The following is an 18,647-nucleotide window of genomic DNA, read 5'->3' as shown; positions in this document are numbered from 1 at the left end:
CCCCGGCGACGGTCCGCGGACGGCCGCTGGCCCTGCACCGGCGCCGGCGGCCGCGTCTTTCGTCTACGGAAGGGGGCTACTCAGGGGTTACGTGACCGGCGGGTAGATCACGCCAAAGGCTGATCACAACGGGCAAAACGACTCCCTAACCTTCGGGAATGTCCACAATCGCTCCGCCTGGCGGCGTCGTCGCCGCAGGCTCCGAGGCGCCCGGCGGGCCGGCCACCAAGCCGCCCCGGCGCCGCATCCCCGGCATCGACCTGGCCCGGGGAATCGCCGTCGTCGGGATGTTCGGCGCGCACACCCTGATGACCGACGAACTGAGCTGGAACCCGTCCACCTGGGCGGACCTCGTCAACGGCCGGTCCTCGATCCTCTTCGCCACGCTCGCCGGCGTGTCCGTGGCCCTGCTGTCCGGTGGGTCCCGCCGCTACGACGGGGAGACGCTGCGCGACGCCCGGACGCGCATCCTGATCCGCGCGGTCCTGCTGCTCGCCCTCGGTTCGCTGCTGACCGCGTTGGAGTCGATCGCCGTCATCCTCGAGGTGTACGCGGTCCTGCTCGCGGTGAGCGTGCTGTTCCTGCGGTGGAGCCCGCGGCGGTTGTTCATCGGGGCCGCGATCATGGGGGTGACGGGCGCCGCGGCGGCGTATCTGCTGAACGGCGCGCTTGCCATCTGGAAGATGAACCCGTCGGACGGTGTTGTCGGGTTGACGCTCGGCGGCGTGTACCCGGCGCTGGTGTGGATCGCCTTTGTGCTTCTGGGCATGGGGGTCGGGCGGCTGGACCTGACCGCGCGGCGGGTTCAGCTGCGGCTGGTCGCGGTGGGGCTGGTGATGGCGCTTGCCGGTTACGGCGGCGGTTGGGCCAGCGAGAAGGCGCACGGCGTGGACCGGGTCGTCGTCGACGACAAGTCGGGTGGCTCGTACTCGGCGAGTGGTTCGCTGGGCGGCGACGAGGACTTCGAGATGCCGGAGCCCGTTCCGGCGGAGGACATCGACTTCGACGGGCTGGTGTGCTCGGAGTACGACGAGGGGTACGTCTCCTGCGAGCCGAAGGACGCGGCGGAGGGCGACGAGGAGGGGGAGTTCGGCGACGAGAGCTTCGGTGAGCTGTTCCGGTCGCTGCCCGACGCGCTTGTCGGCTCGTACCCGCACTCGGGTACGCCGTTCGAGGTGATCGGCTCCTCCGGTGTGGCGCTGATGATTCTGGGCCTGTGCCTGCTGGCTCCGGGGTTTGTCCGGCGCCCGCTGTACCCGCTGGCGGCGGCCGGTTCGATGGCGCTCACGCTGTACGCGGGGCACGCCGTCGCGCTGAAGATAGCGGTGGAGAACGGCGCCGAGGAGAGCTTCAAGGGCTTCGCGCTGCTGACGCTGGGGGCGCTGGTGTTCGCGGTCGCGTGGCGGCGCTGGTTCGGGCAGGGGCCGCTGGAGCGGTTGCTGACGTCCCTGTCGAAGCGGGCGACCAGGGCGAGCGTGCGCGACTCGGGACTTCCGGCCTCGACCACCGGGAAGGGCCCGGCTTCCGGGGGCACCTCGACCACCGGGGAGGGCGCGGCGCCCGAGCCGCCCACCGCCAGGACCGGCGCGGGCGCGTAGGGCCAGTCCGGCGACGATCCTCGCGCGGCGCGCTGAGAACGTTTCCAGCCAGTCCGCAAAGGGGGCCGAGCAGACGAAGGCGCCAGTCGCCGCAAACCCTCGCACACCAGTCGCCTCGGGGAGCAACTGACGCACCAACACTGCCCAACAGGGCGCATAGCAGGGCGAATTCGCTCCCGTGGACGGCCGCTACGGATGGTAGCCGTCCACGGGGGCGACCAACGTTTCGAACAACGTGAGCGGAGCCACTCCGGCGGTCTTCGCGCTGCTGAGCGCGATGGACGGCCGGGGACGGGAGTGAACGTTTCCCCCCATCCGGGGCACTACCCTCGGTGATCTGCGCCACATGCGTTCCCACCGGGCCCGGGTGGCGCTAACTTTCCCTTCCATCACATGTCCGTAACCCGGACTTGGCTGTCCCGACGCCGAACAGCTCGTCCCTGCCAACGCACTGGAAGGACCCGTCTGTGCACGCTCCACAGAAGAGGAGACGGCGTACCACCGCGGCTCTCGCAGTAGCCGCACTCGCCACCCCCCTCATCATCGCCACCACCGCTTCTCCCGCCGTCGCCAAGGGCAAGCCCAGCGAGGGCGAGAAGCTCGCCGCGGAGCTCGTGAAGAGCACCGGGCAGGCCAACGGCATGAAGCACCTGAGGGTGTTTCAGTCCATCGCCGTGGCCCACGACAAGAACCGCGCCGCGGGTTCCCGCGGCCACGAGCTCTCCGCCCGGTACGCCGGCACGCTGCTGAAGGCGGCCGGCTACAAGGTGACGTACCAGGACTTCGACTTCGTGTACCGCGAGACGGTCGCGGAGAAGCTGAAGGTCCTCGCCCCCGAGGAGCGGGACGTCGCCATCAAGCTGATGACGTACACCAAGAGCACCCCGAAGGGCGGCATCGAGGCGGAGGTCGCCGAGGTGCCGAGGCACCCCGAGGGCCTGACCGGCTGCTCCCCCGACGACTTCGCGCCGGAGGACTTCACCGGCAAGGTCGCGCTCATCCAGCGCGGCGGCTGCACCTTCGCCGCCAAGCAGGCGAACGCGGCGGAGGCCGGCGCGGTGGGCGCCGTCATCTACAACAACACCGCCGGCGAGCTGAACGGCACGCTGGGCGACGCCGACGCCGCGAAGATCCCGACCGGCGGCATCACCAAGGAGCACGGCGACGCGCTGTCCGCCGAGGTCGCCAAGGGCACGGTGAAGGTGAACCTGGAGCTCATCGAGTTCCAGGAGACCCGCACCACCCCGAACGTGATCGCCGAGACGCCCACCGGCGACAAGGACAACGTCGTGATGGTCGGCGCGCACCTGGACTCCGTCACCGACGGCCCGGGCATCAACGACAACGCGTCGGGTTCGGCGGGCGTCCTGGAGACGGCCCTCCAGTATGCCAAGGCCACCAAGCTGAACCACCACAAGCCGCACAAGAAGCACCCGAAGAACCAGGTGCGGTTCGCGCTGTGGACGGCCGAGGAGATCGGTCTGCAGGGTTCGACGTACTACGTCGACGAGCTGTCGGAGAAGGAGCGCGAGAACATCGCGCTGTACCTGAACTTCGACATGATCGCGTCGCCGAACTACGGGCTCTTCGTCTACGACGGTGACGACTCCGACGGCGAGGGCGCCGGCCCGGGCCCGGACGGATCCGCCCAGATCGAGTACAAGATCAACAAGTTCATCAAGTCGCGGGGCGAGGAGCCGCGCGGCACGGACTTCAGCGGCCGTTCGGACTACGGTCCGTTCATCGAGGTCGGCATCCCCTCGGGCGGTACCTTCACCGGCGCCGAGGGCATCAAGACCGAGGCGCAGGCCAAGCTGTGGGGCGGAAAGGCGGGTGTCGCGTACGACGCGTGCTACCACCAGGCGTGCGACGACATCAACAACGTCGACAAGAAGGCCTTCGACATCAACATGAAGGTCATCGCGCACACCGTGGGCCACTACGCGTGGGACACCGGCAGCCTGAAGGACGAGGTGCCGTTCGTTCCGACGAGCGGCGGCACCGGTAGCGGTGGCGGTCTGCACGAGCACCACGGCCACGACGAGGCCGTCGCCAAGTGAGTCGGGCCGCGCGCCTCGGGTCCGGGCCGGTAGGCGCGGGCTGACGTGACGCAAGCAGGGGGCGGGTACGGGACCGGACGGTCCGGTACCCGCCCCTCCCGCGTCGTACACGGACACTTTCGGGGGAAACCGGCGAGGCTGCCCGCCCGACGAGAAGCCCGTTTTGGGCGGTACATCCGGTTCGGGGGCGCCCGCCGAGGCTGCGACCGCCGCCCGGCGCCCGGTAGGCTTTCCGTGTGATCTTCAAGCGAATCGGTAACGGTCGGCCCTATCCGGACCACGGTCGGGACAGCACCCGCCAGTGGGCTGACGTCGCCCCGCGTCCGGTGCGCCTGGATCAGCTCGTCACCACCAAGGGCCAACTGGACCTGGAGACGCTGCTCGCCGAGGACTCCACGTTCTACGGGGACCTCTTCGCGCACGTCGTGAAGTGGCAGGGCGACCTCTACCTGGAGGACGGGCTGCACCGCGCCGTCCGCGCGGCCCTCCAGCAGCGCCAGGTGCTGCACGCCCGGGTGCTGGAACTGGACTGAGCGAACGGCCCGCACGGGCCGGCGCGCCGCCGAGCGGGGCGCCCGATCACGCCTTCCCGGAACCCGCCCGGAAAGTCCTGGTTTGCGCCTTCCGGGTTACCCGCCCCCCGATCGGTTGATCAGCTTGTAGGCATGTCCCACGGCCGGGGATACCCTGCGGCTATGAGCATGCTGACTCCCCCCGGCATGGGCGGCAAGTACCGGATCACCGGCAGCCGGTACCCGCGCATGCGACGGTCGAAGGGCCGTCGCAGATTCCTCCTCGGCACGGCGGCCACGGCCGTCGTGCTGGCCCTCGCCCTGGTCGGCTGGGGTGTCGTGCAGCTCGTCGACGTGTTCACCGGAAGTGATACCGACCGGGCGACCGCCGGTCGCTCGACGGGCCAGGAATGCAAGGCCAGCGTGCCGGTCGCCGACGCCGAGCCGCTGAAGCTGCCCGAACCGGCGGCCATCACCGTCAACGTCTACAACGCGACCGACCGCACCGGCCTCGCCAAGGACACCGCCGAGCAGTTGGAGAAGCGCGGCTTCCGGATCGGCGCCGTCGACAACGCCCCGGAGGAGCTGGACAAGAAGGTGAAGGCGCCGGGCCTGCTGCTCGGCACCCCGAAGTCCGAACGGGACGGCGCGCTCGCCGTGCTCGGCGCACACCTGGCGAAGGCCCAGACGAAGACCGACCGGGCCCGGAAGGGCGACGCGGCGACAAGCGTGGACCTGGTACTCGGCGACGGCTACCGCAAGCTCACGCCCCCGGCGACCGCCGCCCGCACGCTCACCGCGCTCGCGAACCCGGCGCCGTCGACGTCCCCCTGCGACTGACGATCCGGACCAGCCGGCGAGACCGGTGTGGGGCCGACCACGGGGGCCGCCCCACACCTCTCACACGGGCACTCAGCCCGCCGAGCCGTACATCCGGTCGCCGGCGTCGCCGAGGCCGGGCACGATGTAGCCGTTCTCGTCCAGCCGCTCGTCCACCGACGCCGTCACGACGGTGACCGGCGTACCGGCCAGCTCCCGCTCCATGACCTCCACGCCCTCCGGCGCGGCGAGCAGGCACAGCGCGGTGACGTCGTCCGCGCCCCGGGCGATCAGCTCCTTGATCGCCGCGACGAGCGTGCCGCCGGTCGCCAGCATCGGGTCCAGCACGTACACCTGACGACCGGAGAGGTCGTCGGGCATCCGGGTGGCGTAGGTGGTGGCCTGCAGGGTCTCCTCGTCCCGGATCATGCCCAGGAAGCCGACCTCGGCGGTCGGCAGCAGCCGGACCATGCCGTCGAGCATGCCGAGCCCGGCCCGCAGGATCGGCACGACCAGCGGCTTGGGGCTGGAGAGCCGGACACCCGTGGTCTCGGTCACCGGCGTCCGGATGTCCACCTGTTCGGTGCGCACCTCGCGGGTCGCCTCGTACGCGAGCAGGGTCACCAGCTCGTCGGCGAGGCGCCGGAAGGTCGGCGAGTCGGTGCGCTCGTCGCGCAGTGTGGTCAGTTTGTGCGCCACCAGCGGGTGGTCGACGACATGGGTCCGCATGACTTCGACAGTAGCCGAGCAGGATGACCGCACCCGGCACACGGGTGGCGTGAAACCGCTGGTCCGGGGCAGAGTGGTCTGATACGCCGGAGGTGAGGCCTATGTCCGACCTGAAGGGTTCGAGCGGTCGACGGCGGGTCGGCCGGGGCGCCGAGGCGCCCGCGTCCGCCGAGGTCGACGCGGCCGGCGAGCCGCTGTCGCCGGACGCCGGGCTGTGCGAGGGCACGGTGGACACGGACCGGCTGCGGCGCAGGGCGCGCTTCCTGCGCGAACTGAGCGAGGCGCAGGCCCTGCGGGAACGGGTGCAGCCGCGCCGCGCCCGCGTGGCGAGGCTGCGCCAGCAGATGCGGATGCGTACGTTCCGCTGGTGAGGGTCGGAAAACCTCCCCGGGCCGTCCGGGGGACACATCCGGCCGAACCGCAAACACATGCCCGACGCACGGCGGAAGACCCCTCACCCACGCCAGGTTTCTGTCACGATTCCGAGTGAGCGGGGCACCCTGCCTCACCGCCCCTCCTTTGCTCACCCGGGAACTCAGGCAACCAGTGGGAGATTCACGGTGTACTTCGCCGCACTTCTCGCGCACAGCGCCGACGGCTGGCAAGCGAGCGACACAGAACTCGACGACGTGGAGACCCTGACCGACCTCGCCGACCTGGCCCGCGAAGCGGCGCACGGGGACGAGACGGTACTGGTCTGCATCGAACAGGACGGCGCCTGGTTCGGCGTCGTACGGGTGGACGGCGAGGAGGAGGACCCGCGCGTCTTCGTGTCCGACGCCGCCGCCGCGTCCCGCAGCGCGTACGGCGAGCTGCTGCTCACCGACGAGGTGCTGGGCCGCGACCCCAAGGCCCCGGAGGACTACGACAGCCTCGTCGACCTCGACGGCACCGAGGAGGGCGAGCCGGAGCACGACGACGAGGAGGACAGGGAGGCGCCCGGTCCGGCGGAGGCGGTGCCGGCCGGGCCGGTCGGCGACGCCGCCCTGCTGGACGACCTGGGCATCGACGAGAAGGGCGTGCTGATGCTCAGCCCGGAGGAGGCGCTGAGCGAGATCGCGGACGTGCTCGGCTGCACGGACGTGCTGGAAGCCGTCAGATGAGTCGGCGGGCCGTGCCCGCGCGGCACGGCCCGCGAACCCCGCCATGCCCCTCTCCGGGTGCGCCGGCAGGGAGGTGCGCCCCGCGCACGCCCGGCGCACCGGGGCGCCGCGGCACACGAGCACACGCCAGCGCATGTCGGGGCGCGGAAGCACCCCACACCCAACCACCCCACGCCGAACCGCCCCACGCCGGAGCGTCCCACGCCGAACCGCCCCACGCCGGAGCGTCCCGCGCCTGGACGTCCCGCGCCCGGCCAGGACGCGGGCGGCGACGCCTGAGGCAGACTTGTCGCTGTGAACGACCCACTGCGCGCCCCCTGGCTCCCCGCGATGCGCCTCGCCCTCGACGAGGCCGCGCTCGCCCGGGAGACCGGCGACGTGCCGGTGGGCGCGGTGGTCCTCGGCCCGGACGGCGAACCACTCGCGCGCGGGCGCAACGCGCGTGAGGCCGACGGCGACCCGACGGCGCACGCGGAGGTCGTCGCGCTGCGGGCGGCCGCCGCAGCGCTGCGCGCCCGCAGCGGCGCCCCGCCGCACGAGTGGCGGCTGACCGGCTGCACTCTCGTCGTGACCCTCGAGCCGTGCACGATGTGCGCCGGCGCGAGCGTCCTGGCCCGCGTCGACCGGATCGTCTACGGCGCGCGGGACGAGAAGGCCGGCGCCGCCGGCTCGCTGTGGGACCTGGTCCGCGACCGCCGCCTCAACCACCGGCCCGAGGTGATCGGCGGCGTACTGGAGCAGGAGGCCGCCGGCCTGCTCACCGACTTCTTCCGCGCCCCCGGCGCGCGCCCCGCGCCGGGCCGCCGGGGAACCGATTTCGGCGCACGCCCGCCCGTGGGCTAAGCTTCCTCTCGGTAGCGTGTCCGAGCGGCCGAAGGAGCTCGCCTCGAAAGCGAGTGTGGGGGCAACTCCACCGTGGGTTCAAATCCCACCGCTACCGCTCGTGAAACCGAAGGGCCGGGCTCGTCAGAGCCCGGCCCTTCGGCGTTCGGCGCCCCTCCGGTTAGACTCACGCGACCGCCCGATGTCCGTGGGGCGGAGTGCGGCCGGGGAGGGCGAAGGGGATGCAGGTAAAGAAGATCGCTCTGTTCATTCTGGTCACCTTTGTGCTGTACACGATCATCACCTCGCCGAAGCGGGCGTCCGAGCTCGTCCACGTCGGCTTCGAGGGCATCTCCAGCGCCGCGCAGGGCGTCGGCAAGTTCATGACCGAACTGGTCAACTGACACCCTCCTGCCGCGGCTCTGACGCCGCGCCGCACCAACAGGAACGTTTGTTCACCCGCCGCGGCGCGGGGGCCGTTCGGCCGTACCCGGTCACCATCAACACGGCGTGCACCTCCTTGCACACAAGCATGGGGAATTGTGATGCTATGACCGCTTTTCCCGGGTGTTACAGACTTGAACGTTCGAGAGGGGTGGTCCGACGGTGGCTGCGACTCAGGCACGCGAGGAGCGCAGCGCCGGCAACCGGGCGATGACGCAGGCGCTCTTCGAACGACTCGCCCGGCATCGGCCGGGGACGGCGGAGCACAACCGCGCCAGGGCGGCCCTGATCGAGCTGAACATCCCGCTCGTCCGGTACGTCGCACGCCGCTTCCACAACCGCAACGAGCCGATGGAGGACATCGTCCAGGTCGGCACCATCGGGCTCATCAACGCCATCGACCGCTTCGACCACAACCGCGGCGTGCAGTTCCCGACGTTCGCGATGCCGACGATCGTCGGCGAGATCCGCCGCTACTTCCGGGACAACGTGCGCACCGTGCACGTGCCGCGGCGGCTGCACGAGATGTGGGCGCAGGTCAGCGGCGCGACCGAGGACCTGACGGTCCAGCACGGGCGCCACCCGACCACCGCGGAGATCGCCGAGCGGCTGCGGGTGCCGGAGGAGGACGTGCTGGCCTGCCTGGAGGCGGGCCGCGCCTACCGGCCGACGTCGCTGGAGGCGGTCACCGAGCGCGACGACGCCATGCCCGGCCTCGTCGACCGACTCGGCTACGAGGACCCGGAGTTGGACGGCGTGGAACGGCGGGAGCTGGTGCGCCACCTGCTGGTCCAACTGCCCGAGCGGGAGCAGCGCATCCTGGTGCTGCGGTACTACGGAAACCTGACGCAGTCGCAGATCAGCGCGGAGTTGGGGGTGTCGCAGATGCACGTGTCCCGGCTGCTGTCGCGCAGCTTCGCGAGGCTGCGAGCCGCAAACACCATCGAGAGCTAACCAGTTCGAGTGACCCCCGGGGGCTCGACAGTCTTCCCAGCTGTGCTGTTTTATCGACATGGCGCTACATCGCGTTGCTGACTTGTGACAATCTGCAAGAAGTGCGTTTGCGGCGTCCCCGCCTCCGGTATTCAGGTGGGGGACCCGTCCTCAACCGGGGACAGCCGCAGCGACCCGTCCGCGATCCTCAAGGGGGTGGCATGTCCGTAGAACTGGGCAGCTCGAAGGTGCTCACCGACGAGATCACTACCAACGCACCGCAGGGTGCCGCGGGGCCGGACGGCGCTGTCCGGCACGCCGACGGCATCGACACCCGCGCCCTCTCCCGCTCACTCTTCCTGCGGCTGGCGGCGCTGGACGAGGACAGCCCCGAACGGCACTACGTGCGGGACACCCTGATCGAGCTGAACCTGCCGCTGGTCCGCTACGCGGCCGCCCGGTTCCGCAGCCGCAACGAGCCGATGGAGGACATCGTCCAGGTCGGCACCATCGGCCTGATCAAGGCGATCGACCGCTTCGACTGCGAACGCGGCGTGGAGTTCCCGACGTTCGCGATGCCGACCGTCGTCGGCGAGATCAAGCGCTTCTTCCGCGACACCTCGTGGTCGGTGCGGGTGCCGCGCCGCCTCCAGGAGCTGCGGCTGGCGCTGACGAAGGCGAGCGACGAGCTGTCGCACAAGCTGGACCGCTCCCCCACCGTGCCCGAACTCGCCGCCTGCCTCGGCGTGTCGGAGGAGGACGTGGTCGACGGCCTGGCGGTGGGCAACGCCTACACGGCCAGCTCGCTGGACTCGCCGTCGATGGAGGAGGACGGCGGCGAGGGGTCCCTGGCGGACCGCCTGGGCTACGAGGACGCCGCGCTGGAGGGCGTGGAGTACCGGGAGGCGCTGAAGCCGCTGCTGGCCCGCCTGCCGGCCCGTGAGCGCCGCATCATCATGCTGCGGTTCTTCGCCAACATGACGCAGTCGCAGATCGGCGAGGAGGTCGGCATCTCGCAGATGCACGTGTCCCGGCTGCTGACCCGGACGCTCGCGCAGCTGCGCGAGGGGCTCATCGCGGAGGAGTGACACGACGGGCCGCCGGACTCGGACAGACCGGCGGCCCGCTGGAGGCGGGGCGCGCGCGCATCGGCGGTCGCGCCGCCGCCCAGGTGACGGGTCAGCCCATCGCGAGCCAGACGATCGCGCCGAGGACCACCACGGCGGCGACCACTCCGGCGATCAGCCCGACGCGCGGGCCGCGCGTGGCCGGCGGCGGAGCGGCGGCCTGTCGGGGGGTGCCCTCGTCGACGAAGGCGCGGAACATCTGGGTGCTGCCGGCGGGGTCGTGACCGCCCTGCGGTCCCTGCGGTGCATGGGGGTTGTGAGCCATGGACGCGACCCTAGCGAACGGGAGGGGGCTCCGGCACCCCGGTCGGCCCCTGCGGGCGTCTTCCGCGACCTCCGCGGGCGTGCGCGTTCTTTAACCGATGTTTGCCCGTTCCGGGCCCGAGCGCGCGTCCCCCTGGGCGTACAGTTGCTTAGAGCAACGAACTATATGCCTCGGAAGGGACGGGACGACAGGTGACCGAAGCGACCACGGCGGAGGCGGCCCGCGCCCCGACCGACAAGCCCGCGAGCACCGGACCCGCCGCCCCGCTGATGAGCCACCGGCAGGTGATGAAGGTGCTGAGCGGGCTGCTGCTCGGCATGTTCGTCGCGATCCTCTCCTCGACGGTCGTCTCCACCGCGCTCCCCCGGATCGTCGCCGACCTCGGCGGCGGCCAGAGCGCCTACACCTGGGTTGTCACCGCCTCACTGCTGTCGATGACCGCGTCCACCCCGCTGTGGGGCAAGCTCGCGGACCTGGCCAGCAAGAAGGTGCTCGTCCAGTCGGCGATCGTGGTCTTCGTCCTGGCCTCGGCGGGCGCCGGGCTCGCCCAGTCGCCCGGTGCGCTGATCGCCTTCCGCGCGGTCCAGGGAATCGGCGTGGGCGGCCTGGTGGCGCTCGCGCAGGTGATCCTCGCCTCCCTCGTCCCGCCGCGCGAACGCGGCCGCTACAGCGGCTACTTCGGCGCCACGTTCGCCGTCGCCACGGTCGGCGGTCCGCTGCTCGGCGGCGTGATCACCGACACCCCGGGGCTCGGCTGGCGCTGGTGCTTCTACGTCGGGGTGCCGTTCGCGGTGATCGCGCTGGCAGTGCTCCAGCGCACCCTCCGACTGCCCGTGGTCCGACGACCCGACGTGCGCGTCGACTGGCTCGGCGCCCTGCTCGTCGCGGCGTCCGTCTGCCTGCTGCTGGTGTGGGTGACGCTCGCCGGCGACTCCTACGCCTGGGCCTCCTGGCAGACGGCGGTCATGGTCGGCGGCTCGGTCCTGCTCGGCGTGCTGTTCGTCCGCGTCGAGGCCCGCGCGGCCGAGCCTGTCATGCCGCTGTGGCTCTTCCGCAACCGCACGATCGCGCTCTCCGCGTTCGCCTCGCTGTTCGTCGGCGTCGCGATGTTCGGCTCGACGGTCTTCCTGAGCCAGTACTTCCAGCTCGCGCGCGGCGAGTCGCCGACGATGGCTGGCGTCATGACGATCCCGATGATCGCGGGTCTCTTCGTCTCCTCCACGGTCTCCGGCCTGGTGATCACCAGGACCGGCCGCTGGAAGGCCTGGCTGGTCGCCGGCGGCACCCTGGTCACCGCCGGCCTCGGACTGCTCGGCACGATGCGGTACGACACCGCCTACTGGCAACTCGCCGTGTACATGGGGCTGCTGGGCACGGGTATCGGCATGATGATGCAGAACCTCGTCCTGGCCACCCAGAACCAGGTCTCCCCCGAACAACTCGGCGCGGCCAGCTCCTCCGTCACCTTCTTCCGCTCGCTCGGCGGCGCGGTCGGCGTCTCGGCGCTCGGCGCGGCGCTGTCCGGACGGGTCTCGCACTACGTCGAGGAGGGCATGGCGGCCGCCGGCATCCCGCAGAGCGGCGCCGCGGGCGGCGGCATCCCCGACCTGGGCAGCCTGCCCGCTCCCGTGCGGCAGGTGATCGAGAGCGCGTACGGCCACGGCATCGCCGACGTGCACCTGTACGCGGCGCCGATCGCGCTGGTGGCGCTGCTGCTCGTCCTCGCCGTCCGCGAGGTGCCACTGGCCCGCCGCGCGGCGGGCGAGTAGCGGCGGGCCGCCGGCGTCAGCCCGTCGTGGGGCGCCTCCGCGGCCTCGGCCTCCGGCCACCCCGAGGGTCGGGGAACGCGTGCCGACCGTCACCTGAGAGCCGTGACACCGCCCGGCACCCCGACGCCCACGCGGAACCGGACCGTGCCAGGCCGCTCCCCGAACCCAGGGCCTCACCCGTCTCCGAAGTCGACCACCCGGGACCCGTCGGGCGGCGTGCGGCGCGCGCCCCCACGCGCCGCACGCCCCACGCGCCGCACGCCTTCACCGCGCTTCCTACGCCGCCCAACGCGCGGGAAGCGCCGTTCGGTTGGCCAACAGCCGTACGATTTCGGCCAATCACTACGCTGTCCGTAACCGCACGGACACATAGTGTCGGCTTCAACGGATCTGAAGTCCCCCATGGCCAGAGGCGGTTCGACCACGCCTCACACCGGCGCGCGCCCGTCACATTCGGCCACGCATGTGATACGCATCGCTACTTGTTTTGATCGGTTGATGTGCGCGGTGTGGAGATTCTCGGCAGACTCCGAGACGCGACAACGCAATCCGTCACATACCCCGAAAGCGGAAGGAAGCACACAATGCGGAACACCGCGCGATGGGCAACGGCAGGCACCCTGTTGACAGCAGCAGTGCTCGGGCCGTTGAGCGGCACCGCCCTCGCCACCCCCGCCACGTCCGACTCCCTCTACGCGCCCACCGCCCTGACGCTCACCGTCGCCAAGGGCGAGACCGCCGCCAGCAGCGTTCCGCTGCGCGCGGTCACCCTGAACTGCCAGCCGACCGGCGGCTCACACCCCGCCGCGGCCAAGGCGTGTGCGGACCTGTTCAAGGCGGACGGCGACTTCAACGCGCTGCCGGTGAACGAGGACCGCATGTGCCCGATGATCTACGACCCCTATGTGGTCACGGCCGAAGGAGTCTTCGACGGCCGCCGGGTGTCCTACGAGCGCACGTTCGGCAACAGCTGCGTGCTGGGCGCCGAGCAGTCCCACGTCTTCGCGTTCTGACACGCGAGGACCCGCCCGGTGGCGTAACGCCCTGCGCCACCGGGCCGCGAGGCCGTCCCGCCGCCTCCCCGCGGTGCGGGACCCCGCCGGGGCGAGCCCGGGACTCACCCCCGTTCCCGGGCTCGCCCCGGCGCACCTCGTCTCCACACGAGCGGCGAGAGGCCCGACCGGTCACCACCGGTCGGGCCTCTCGCCGTTGTCCCACCAGGCGGCGGGCGCGCCCTCAGTCGTCGCGCGGCTGGGGCCGCCAGACCACCAGCGCGCTCGGCCGGTGCACGTCGCGGTACGGGACAAGCTCGCTGCGGTAGGACGCGTGGACCTGCGCCTCCCGCTGCCGCATCGCCACCGCCGCGCCCTCGACCGCCTGGGTCAGCTCGGCCACCTGCGCCCGCAGCGCACGCACCTCGTTCTCCAGCTCGATGATGCGCTTGATGCCGGCCAGGTTGATGCCCTCGTCCTGGCTGAGCCGCTGCACCTCGCGCAGCTGCTCGATGTCGCGCGCCGAGTAGCGCCGGCCCCGCCCGGCCGTGCGGTCGGGGGAGACCAGGCCGAGCCGGTCGTACTGCCGGAGCGTCTGCGGGTGCAGCCCGGAGAGCTGCGCGGCGACGGAGATGACGTAGACCGGTGATTCCTCGGTCAGCTCGTAGGGGTTGTTTCTGCGTCCGCCTCGGCCGGTCGTCGTCACGTCAGTCTCCCTTCGCGGCCTTGAACAGCGCCGCCCGCGGGTCCTCCCCGGCGGTGGCCTCGCGGTAGACCGTCAGGGCCTCCCGCGCCTTGTCGCCCAACTCCCTGGGGACGGACACCTCGACGGTGACCAGCAGGTCACCCCGCGTGCCGTCCTTACGTACCGTTCCCTTCCCCCGGACGCGCATCGTACGCCCGCTCGGGGTGCCCGGGGGGAGTTTGAGCGTCACCGGTTGCTCGCCGAGCGTCGGAACGCGGATCTCTCCGCCGAGCGCCGCCTCCGGGAAGGTGACGGGCACGGTGACGGTGAGGTTGTCCCCGCGCCGCCCGAACAGCGGGTGCTTGTCGACGTGGACGACGACGTACAGGTCGCCGGCCGGGCCGCCGCGCTCGCCGGGCGCGCCCTTGCCGCGCAGCCGGATGCGCTGCTCGTCGGCGACGCCCGCCGGGATGCGGACGTGCATCGTGCGCGAGCTGGTCGCCCGCCCGCTGCCCCGGCACACGTCGCACGGGTCCTCGGCGATCAGGCCGCGACCCCGGCAGTCCATGCACGGGTCGGTGAGCGAGAAGCCGCCGCCCCCGCCCCGGCTGACCTGCCCGGTGCCGACGCACGTCGGGCACACGCGCGGTGTGCCGTTCTTGTCGCCGGTACCCGAACACGCCTTGCAGGCGGCGCTGCTGGACATCCGCAGCGGGACGGTGGCGCCCTCGACGGCCTCGGTGAAGCTGAGCGTCACCTCCGACTCGACGTCCTGGCCGCGCCGGGGCTGCGCCCGGGTGCCCGGGCCGCCCCGGCCGAACAGGCCGCCGAACATGTCCCCGAAGCCGCCGCCGAACCCGCCGGCGCCGCCTCCGCCCTGACCCTGCTGGCCTCCGAAGAGGTCGTTCAGGTCGAAGTTGAAGTTGCCGCCGGCGCCGGGGCCCGGGCGGAAACCGCCCGAGCCCAGCAGCGTCCGCGCCTCGTCGTACTCCTTGCGGGACTTGGGATCGGAGAGGATGTCGTTCGCCTCGGAGACCTCCTTGAAGCGCTCCTCGGCCTTGACGTCGCCCTTGTTGGCGTCCGGGTGGAACTCGCGGGCGAGCTTCCGGTACGCCTTCTTGATCTCCGCCTCGGTGGCATCCTTGGGCACGCCGAGGACCTTGTAGAGATCCTTCTCCAGGACTTCCCTGCTGAGGTTCATCCTCGGCGTCCCTCCTTCCGTACCTGCCGCACCTGCACGGTCACCGCCCTGGCGTCAGCCCTCCTCGGGGCCACCGTTCTCCCCGTCGTCGGAGCCCTTGGCCTCCCCGGCCTCCTTGACGTCCTTGCCGGCGTCGGCGGACGCGTCCTCGGACCTGGCGGGCCCGCCGGGCTGCGGCTCGGCCACGCCCACCCGCGCGGGGCGGATGGTGCGCTCGCCGATGCGGTAGCCCGGCTGGAGGATCTGCACACACGTCGTCTCGCTCACCTCGGGCGAGTACGAGTGCATCAGCGCCTCGTGGACCGTCGGGTCGAAGGGCTCGCCCTCCTTGCCGAACTGCTGGAGGCCCATCTTGGCGACGACCGTCTCCAGGGACTCGGCCACCACCTTGAAGCCGCCGACCAGCTCGCCGTGGTCGCGGGCGCGACCGATGTCGTCCAGCACCGGGAGCAGTTCGGTCAGCAGGTTCGCGACGGCGACCTCCTTGACCGTGACCCGGTCCCGCTCGACACGGCGGCGGTAGTTGGCGAACTCCGCCTGGAGCCGCTGGAGGTCCTCCGTGCGCTCGCGCAGGGCGGTCCTCGTCTGGTCCAACTGGGCGGTCAGCGCGACCTGCTGGACCTCCTGTCCGTCTCCGGAGCCCGGCTTGGCCTCGCCGGCGGCCGACGCCCCCTCCGACTCCGCCGCCGGGGCGCCCGGGCCCGCCTGGTCGGCGGACCCGGTGCCCCGCGCCGTGTCATCGGAGCGTGCGGCGTCGTCGGCGGGGACCTCGGGCTCGTTGTTGTCGAAACCCGGCGTCTCCTCCGTCACGCGGCACCACCCTGTCGCTTGTCCTTCTCGTCGTCCACGATCTCGGCGTCGACGACGTCGTCCTCGCCGGCCTGGCCGGCGTCGGCGCCACCCGCCGGGCCACCGGCGGTGGCCTGCTGGGCCTGCGCGTCGGCGTACATGGCCTGGCCGAGCTTCTGGCTGGTCGTGGCGACCTTCTCGGACGCCTCGCGGATCGCGGCGGTGTCCTCGCCCTTCAGCTTCTCCTTGAGGTCGGCGACGGCCGCCTCGACCTCGGTCTTGATCTCGCCCGGGACCTTGTCCTCGTTGTCCTTGATGAACTTCTCGGTGGTGTAGACGAGCTGCTCGGCCTGGTTGCGGGTCTCCGCGGCCTCGCGGCGCTTGCTGTCCTCCTCCGCGTACTGCTCGGCGTCCCGCATCATGCGCTCGATGTCGTCCTTGGGGAGCGCGGAGCCGCCGGTGACGGTCATGCGCTGCTCCTTGCCGGTACCGAGGTCCTTGGCGGAGACGTGCATGATGCCGTTGGCGTCGATGTCGAAGGTGACCTCGATCTGCGGGACGCCGCGCGGCGCCGGGGGCAGACCGGTCAGCTCGAACATGCCGAGCTTCTTGTTGTACGCGGCGATCTCGCGCTCACCCTGGTAGACGTTCACCGGCACGGACGGCTGGTTGTCGTCGGCGGTGGTGAAGATCTCCGAACGCTTCGTCGGGATCGTGGTGTTGCGCTCGATCAGCTTGGTCATGATGCCGCCCTTGGTCTCGATACCGAGGGACAGCGGGGTGACGTCCAGCAGGAGGATGTCCTTGACCTCGCCCTTGAGGACACCGGCCTGGAGGGACGCGCCGATGGCGACGACCTCGTCCGGGTTCACACCCTTGTTGGCCTCCTTGCCGCCGGTCAGCTCCTTGACGAGCTCGGCGACGGCGGGCATGCGGGTGGAACCGCCGACCAGCACGACGTGGTCGATCTCGGACAGCTGGATGCCGGCGTCCTTGATCACGTTCATGAACGGCGTCTTGCAGCGCTCGAGCAGGTCGGCCGTCAGCTGCTGGAACTGGGCGCGGGTCAGCTTCTCGTCCAGGTGCAGCGGGCCCTCGGCGGACGCCGTGATGTACGGCAGGTTGATCGAGGTCTCGGTGGACGAGGACAGCTCGATCTTGGCCTTCTCCGCCGCCTCACGCAGACGCTGGAGGGCCATCTTGTCCTTGGACAGGTCCACGCCGTGGCCGGACTGGAACTGCTTGACCAGGTAGTCGACGACCCGCTGGTCCCAGTCGTCGCCGCCGAGGTGGTTGTCGCCGTTGGTGGCCTTCACCTCGACGACACCGTCGCCGATCTCCAGCAGCGAGACGTCGAACGTACCGCCACCGAGGTCGAAGACCAGGATCGTCTGGTCCTCCTTGTCGAGACCGTAGGCCAGCGCGGCGGCCGTCGGCTCGTTCACGATGCGCAGCACGTTCAGACCGGCGATCTCGCCGGCCTCCTTCGTGGCCTGGCGCTCGTGGTCGTTGAAGTAGGCCGGGACGGTGATGACCGCGTCCGTGACCTTCTCGCCCAGGTAGGCCTCGGCGTCCCGCTTCAGCTTCTGCAGCACGAACGCGCTCATCTGCTGCGGGTTGAAGTCCTTGCCGTCCAGGTTGATCTTCCAGTCGGTGCCCATGTGGCGCTTGACCGACCGGATCGTCCTGTCGACGTTGGTGACGGCCTGCCGCTTGGCGACCTCACCGACAAGAACCTCGCTGTTCTTCGCGAAGGCGACGACGGACGGCGTGGTCCTGGCGCCCTCCGCGTTGGTGATGACGGTGGGCTCACCGCCTTCGAGCACACTGACGACGGAGTTCGTCGTACCCAGGTCGATGCCGACCGCACGTGCCATTTCGGGATCTCCTCCAACGAAGTATGAGTGGAACTGACTCAAGCATGCATCAGCGTGCCCCGGCCGTCAACAGACCTGAGCGTGGGGGACTCAACTCTTCTGTCGGCTGATCGCGCACAAAACCGGTGGGAGGCGCCTGGGCGAGGGGCTTCCGCGGATCTCAGCCCTGCCGGAGATGCGGGGCGAGGAGGGCGCGCCAGCCGCGCCGAAGCGCCCGGTACTCGTCCTCCGCCACCTCCGCGCGCTCCTCGCCGACCAGGCCGTCGTCGACCAGGCGGGCGTACCGCTTCGGGTCCGAGCCGTACAGATAGGTGTAGTAGGAGGCGGCCCGCACCGCATCCGGGCTGTGCTCGCCGCCGAAGTCGATGTCCTCCGGGTCGGTGTCCTCGGCGTACAGCGCGAAGTTCTCGGCCGCCGCCAGCAGCGCCGCCCGGCCGTGGCGGCCCTGCGGTATCAGGTGGTAGGCCGCGAACTGGTCGGCGGCGTCCTCCTCCCGCCCGGTGAAGGGGAGTTCCAGCTTGTCGATGAGCGCGTGCGCGGCCTCGTGGTAGATCGTCTCGGTGAGCACGCCGAGGGTCTTGGCCCGCACCCGCGCGTCGTCCCCCTCCGCACGCTCGAACAGCTCCCGGACCTCGGCCACGAACGAGTAGCAGATCTCGATACGCGACTTCTCCAGGTCGTAGTGCGCGGCGGCCTCGGGACAGGTGCGGGCGGTGACCCGGATCGTGCGCGGCAGCACCAGCCGCGCGTTCAGCCGGTCCGCCGCCTCCTCCAGCACCCCGGCGCCCTCCAGCAGCCGGCGGTCCGCGCCCTCCCCCTCGCCCGCCTTGCCGTACTCGACGACAAAGCCCCGCGAGTCCGCCCTCGCCTCCCCCTCGCCGGAGTCGAGCAGCGCGAGCGGGACGGCCACCAGGCACAGCAG

General features: G+C 71.1%; 19 protein-coding genes and 1 tRNA gene. 13 read left to right on the top strand and 7 right to left on the bottom strand.

Annotated elements, in window-relative coordinates:
* The first annotated feature begins 158 nt into the window (after positions 1-158).
* From GL263_RS06345 to GL263_RS06330, 4 genes are all read left to right on the top strand, one after another.
* Entirely contained in the window at positions 159-1,598 is a 1,440-nt protein-coding gene (locus tag GL263_RS06345; protein ID WP_182854586.1) for a heparan-alpha-glucosaminide N-acetyltransferase domain-containing protein, read from the top strand.
* Between the two features lie 467 nt (positions 1,599-2,065).
* Positions 2,066-3,658, top strand: a complete 1,593-nt coding sequence (locus GL263_RS06340; protein ID WP_182854585.1) for a M28 family metallopeptidase — start codon at positions 2,066-2,068, stop codon at positions 3,656-3,658.
* A 236-nt stretch (positions 3,659-3,894) separates the two neighbouring features.
* On the top strand, positions 3,895-4,191 hold the full coding sequence (locus tag GL263_RS06335; protein ID WP_071268372.1) for a type II toxin-antitoxin system VapB family antitoxin: 297 nt from the start codon (positions 3,895-3,897) through the stop codon (positions 4,189-4,191).
* 162 nt (positions 4,192-4,353) lie between these two features.
* Complete coding sequence (locus tag GL263_RS06330) at positions 4,354-5,010, top strand: LytR C-terminal domain-containing protein (protein WP_182854584.1); 657 nt, start codon at positions 4,354-4,356, stop codon at positions 5,008-5,010.
* A gap of 72 nt (positions 5,011-5,082) precedes the next feature.
* Here GL263_RS06330 and upp read toward each other — a convergent pair whose 3' ends face one another.
* Positions 5,083-5,718 carry a uracil phosphoribosyltransferase gene (upp, locus tag GL263_RS06325; RefSeq protein WP_182854583.1) on the bottom strand — a complete coding sequence of 212 codons (636 nt, stop codon included), beginning with the start codon at positions 5,716-5,718 and terminating at the stop codon, positions 5,083-5,085.
* A gap of 101 nt (positions 5,719-5,819) precedes the next feature.
* Here upp and GL263_RS06320 point away from each other — a divergent pair, with 101 nt between their 5' ends.
* From GL263_RS06320 to GL263_RS06290, 7 genes are all read left to right on the top strand, one after another.
* Entirely contained in the window at positions 5,820-6,089 is a 270-nt protein-coding gene (locus GL263_RS06320) for a hypothetical protein (protein WP_182854590.1), read from the top strand.
* A gap of 189 nt (positions 6,090-6,278) precedes the next feature.
* A complete protein-coding gene (locus GL263_RS06315; protein WP_182854582.1) occupies positions 6,279-6,821 on the top strand; it encodes a tRNA adenosine deaminase-associated protein in 543 nt (180 codons plus the stop codon).
* Between the two features lie 330 nt (positions 6,822-7,151).
* A complete protein-coding gene (locus GL263_RS06310; RefSeq protein WP_182854589.1) occupies positions 7,152-7,664 on the top strand; it encodes a nucleoside deaminase in 513 nt (170 codons plus the stop codon).
* A 10-nt stretch (positions 7,665-7,674) separates the two neighbouring features.
* A tRNA-Ser gene (locus GL263_RS06305) sits at positions 7,675-7,761 on the top strand.
* Positions 7,762-7,885: 124 nt separating this feature from the next.
* Entirely contained in the window at positions 7,886-8,047 is a 162-nt protein-coding gene (locus tag GL263_RS06300; RefSeq protein ID WP_182854581.1) for a hypothetical protein, read from the top strand.
* A 250-nt stretch (positions 8,048-8,297) separates the two neighbouring features.
* Complete coding sequence (locus tag GL263_RS06295; RefSeq protein ID WP_182854588.1) at positions 8,298-9,041, top strand: RNA polymerase sigma factor SigF; 744 nt, start codon at positions 8,298-8,300, stop codon at positions 9,039-9,041.
* A gap of 200 nt (positions 9,042-9,241) precedes the next feature.
* Positions 9,242-10,108, top strand: coding sequence for an RNA polymerase sigma factor SigF (locus tag GL263_RS06290; protein WP_182854580.1), 867 nt, complete (start codon positions 9,242-9,244; stop codon positions 10,106-10,108).
* 91 nt (positions 10,109-10,199) lie between these two features.
* Here the strand turns inward: GL263_RS06290 and GL263_RS06285 are convergent, their stop codons facing one another.
* On the bottom strand, positions 10,200-10,412 hold the full coding sequence (locus GL263_RS06285; protein ID WP_182854579.1) for a hypothetical protein: 213 nt from the start codon (positions 10,410-10,412) through the stop codon (positions 10,200-10,202).
* A 269-nt stretch (positions 10,413-10,681) separates the two neighbouring features.
* Here GL263_RS06285 and GL263_RS06280 point away from each other — a divergent pair, with 269 nt between their 5' ends.
* Both GL263_RS06280 and GL263_RS06275 read left to right on the top strand, forming a co-directional pair.
* On the top strand, positions 10,682-12,181 hold the full coding sequence (locus GL263_RS06280) for an MDR family MFS transporter (protein ID WP_182854587.1): 1,500 nt from the start codon (positions 10,682-10,684) through the stop codon (positions 12,179-12,181).
* A gap of 623 nt (positions 12,182-12,804) precedes the next feature.
* Complete coding sequence (locus tag GL263_RS06275) at positions 12,805-13,194, top strand: subtilase-type protease inhibitor (protein WP_438947922.1); 390 nt, start codon at positions 12,805-12,807, stop codon at positions 13,192-13,194.
* Positions 13,195-13,417: 223 nt separating this feature from the next.
* Here GL263_RS06275 and GL263_RS06270 read toward each other — a convergent pair whose 3' ends face one another.
* The 5 genes from GL263_RS06270 to GL263_RS06250 form a co-directional block, all read right to left on the bottom strand.
* On the bottom strand, positions 13,418-13,879 hold the full coding sequence (locus GL263_RS06270; protein WP_143648714.1) for a heat shock protein transcriptional repressor HspR: 462 nt from the start codon (positions 13,877-13,879) through the stop codon (positions 13,418-13,420).
* A gap of 1 nt (position 13,880) precedes the next feature.
* Complete coding sequence (gene dnaJ / locus GL263_RS06265) at positions 13,881-15,059, bottom strand: molecular chaperone DnaJ (RefSeq protein WP_182854577.1); 1,179 nt, start codon at positions 15,057-15,059, stop codon at positions 13,881-13,883.
* 54 nt (positions 15,060-15,113) lie between these two features.
* The gene (gene grpE, locus GL263_RS06260; RefSeq protein ID WP_182854576.1) at positions 15,114-15,869 is read right to left on the bottom strand and encodes a nucleotide exchange factor GrpE; all 756 of its coding nucleotides are present in this window, start codon (positions 15,867-15,869) and stop codon (positions 15,114-15,116) included.
* Entirely contained in the window at positions 15,866-17,725 is a 1,860-nt protein-coding gene (gene dnaK / locus GL263_RS06255) for a molecular chaperone DnaK (protein WP_182854575.1), read from the bottom strand. The genes grpE and dnaK overlap by 4 nt, the downstream gene beginning before the upstream one ends.
* 160 nt (positions 17,726-17,885) lie before the next feature.
* Positions 17,886-18,647, bottom strand: a 762-nt coding sequence (locus GL263_RS06250; protein ID WP_182854574.1) for a DUF4344 domain-containing metallopeptidase, incomplete at its 5' end; no start/stop codon positions are given.

The sequence above is a fragment of the Streptomyces durbertensis genome, assembly GCF_014156695.1.
GTDB lineage: Bacteria > Actinomycetota > Actinomycetes > Streptomycetales > Streptomycetaceae > Streptomyces > Streptomyces durbertensis.
The sequence above is the reverse complement of the archived record's forward strand: the minus strand, read 5'-3'. Positions and strand labels throughout refer to the sequence as shown.

Coding starts and splice junctions, on each gene's coding strand:
- GL263_RS06345 (WP_182854586.1), top strand. CDS start 159: ATGTCCACAATCGCTCCGCCTGGCGGCGTCGTCGCCGCAGGCTCCGAG.
- GL263_RS06330 (WP_182854584.1), top strand. CDS start 4,354: ATGAGCATGCTGACTCCCCCCGGCATGGGCGGCAAGTACCGGATCACC.
- upp (WP_182854583.1), bottom strand. CDS start 5,718: ATGCGGACCCATGTCGTCGACCACCCGCTGGTGGCGCACAAACTGACC.
- GL263_RS06320 (WP_182854590.1), top strand. CDS start 5,820: ATGTCCGACCTGAAGGGTTCGAGCGGTCGACGGCGGGTCGGCCGGGGC.
- GL263_RS06310 (WP_182854589.1), top strand. CDS start 7,152: ATGCGCCTCGCCCTCGACGAGGCCGCGCTCGCCCGGGAGACCGGCGAC.
- GL263_RS06300 (WP_182854581.1), top strand. CDS start 7,886: ATGCAGGTAAAGAAGATCGCTCTGTTCATTCTGGTCACCTTTGTGCTG.
- GL263_RS06295 (WP_182854588.1), top strand. CDS start 8,298: ATGACGCAGGCGCTCTTCGAACGACTCGCCCGGCATCGGCCGGGGACG.
- GL263_RS06290 (WP_182854580.1), top strand. CDS start 9,242: ATGTCCGTAGAACTGGGCAGCTCGAAGGTGCTCACCGACGAGATCACT.
- GL263_RS06285 (WP_182854579.1), bottom strand. CDS start 10,412: ATGGCTCACAACCCCCATGCACCGCAGGGACCGCAGGGCGGTCACGAC.
- GL263_RS06280 (WP_182854587.1), top strand. CDS start 10,682: ATGAGCCACCGGCAGGTGATGAAGGTGCTGAGCGGGCTGCTGCTCGGC.
- dnaJ (WP_182854577.1), bottom strand. CDS start 15,059: ATGAACCTCAGCAGGGAAGTCCTGGAGAAGGATCTCTACAAGGTCCTC.
- dnaK (WP_182854575.1), bottom strand. CDS start 17,725: ATGGCACGTGCGGTCGGCATCGACCTGGGTACGACGAACTCCGTCGTC.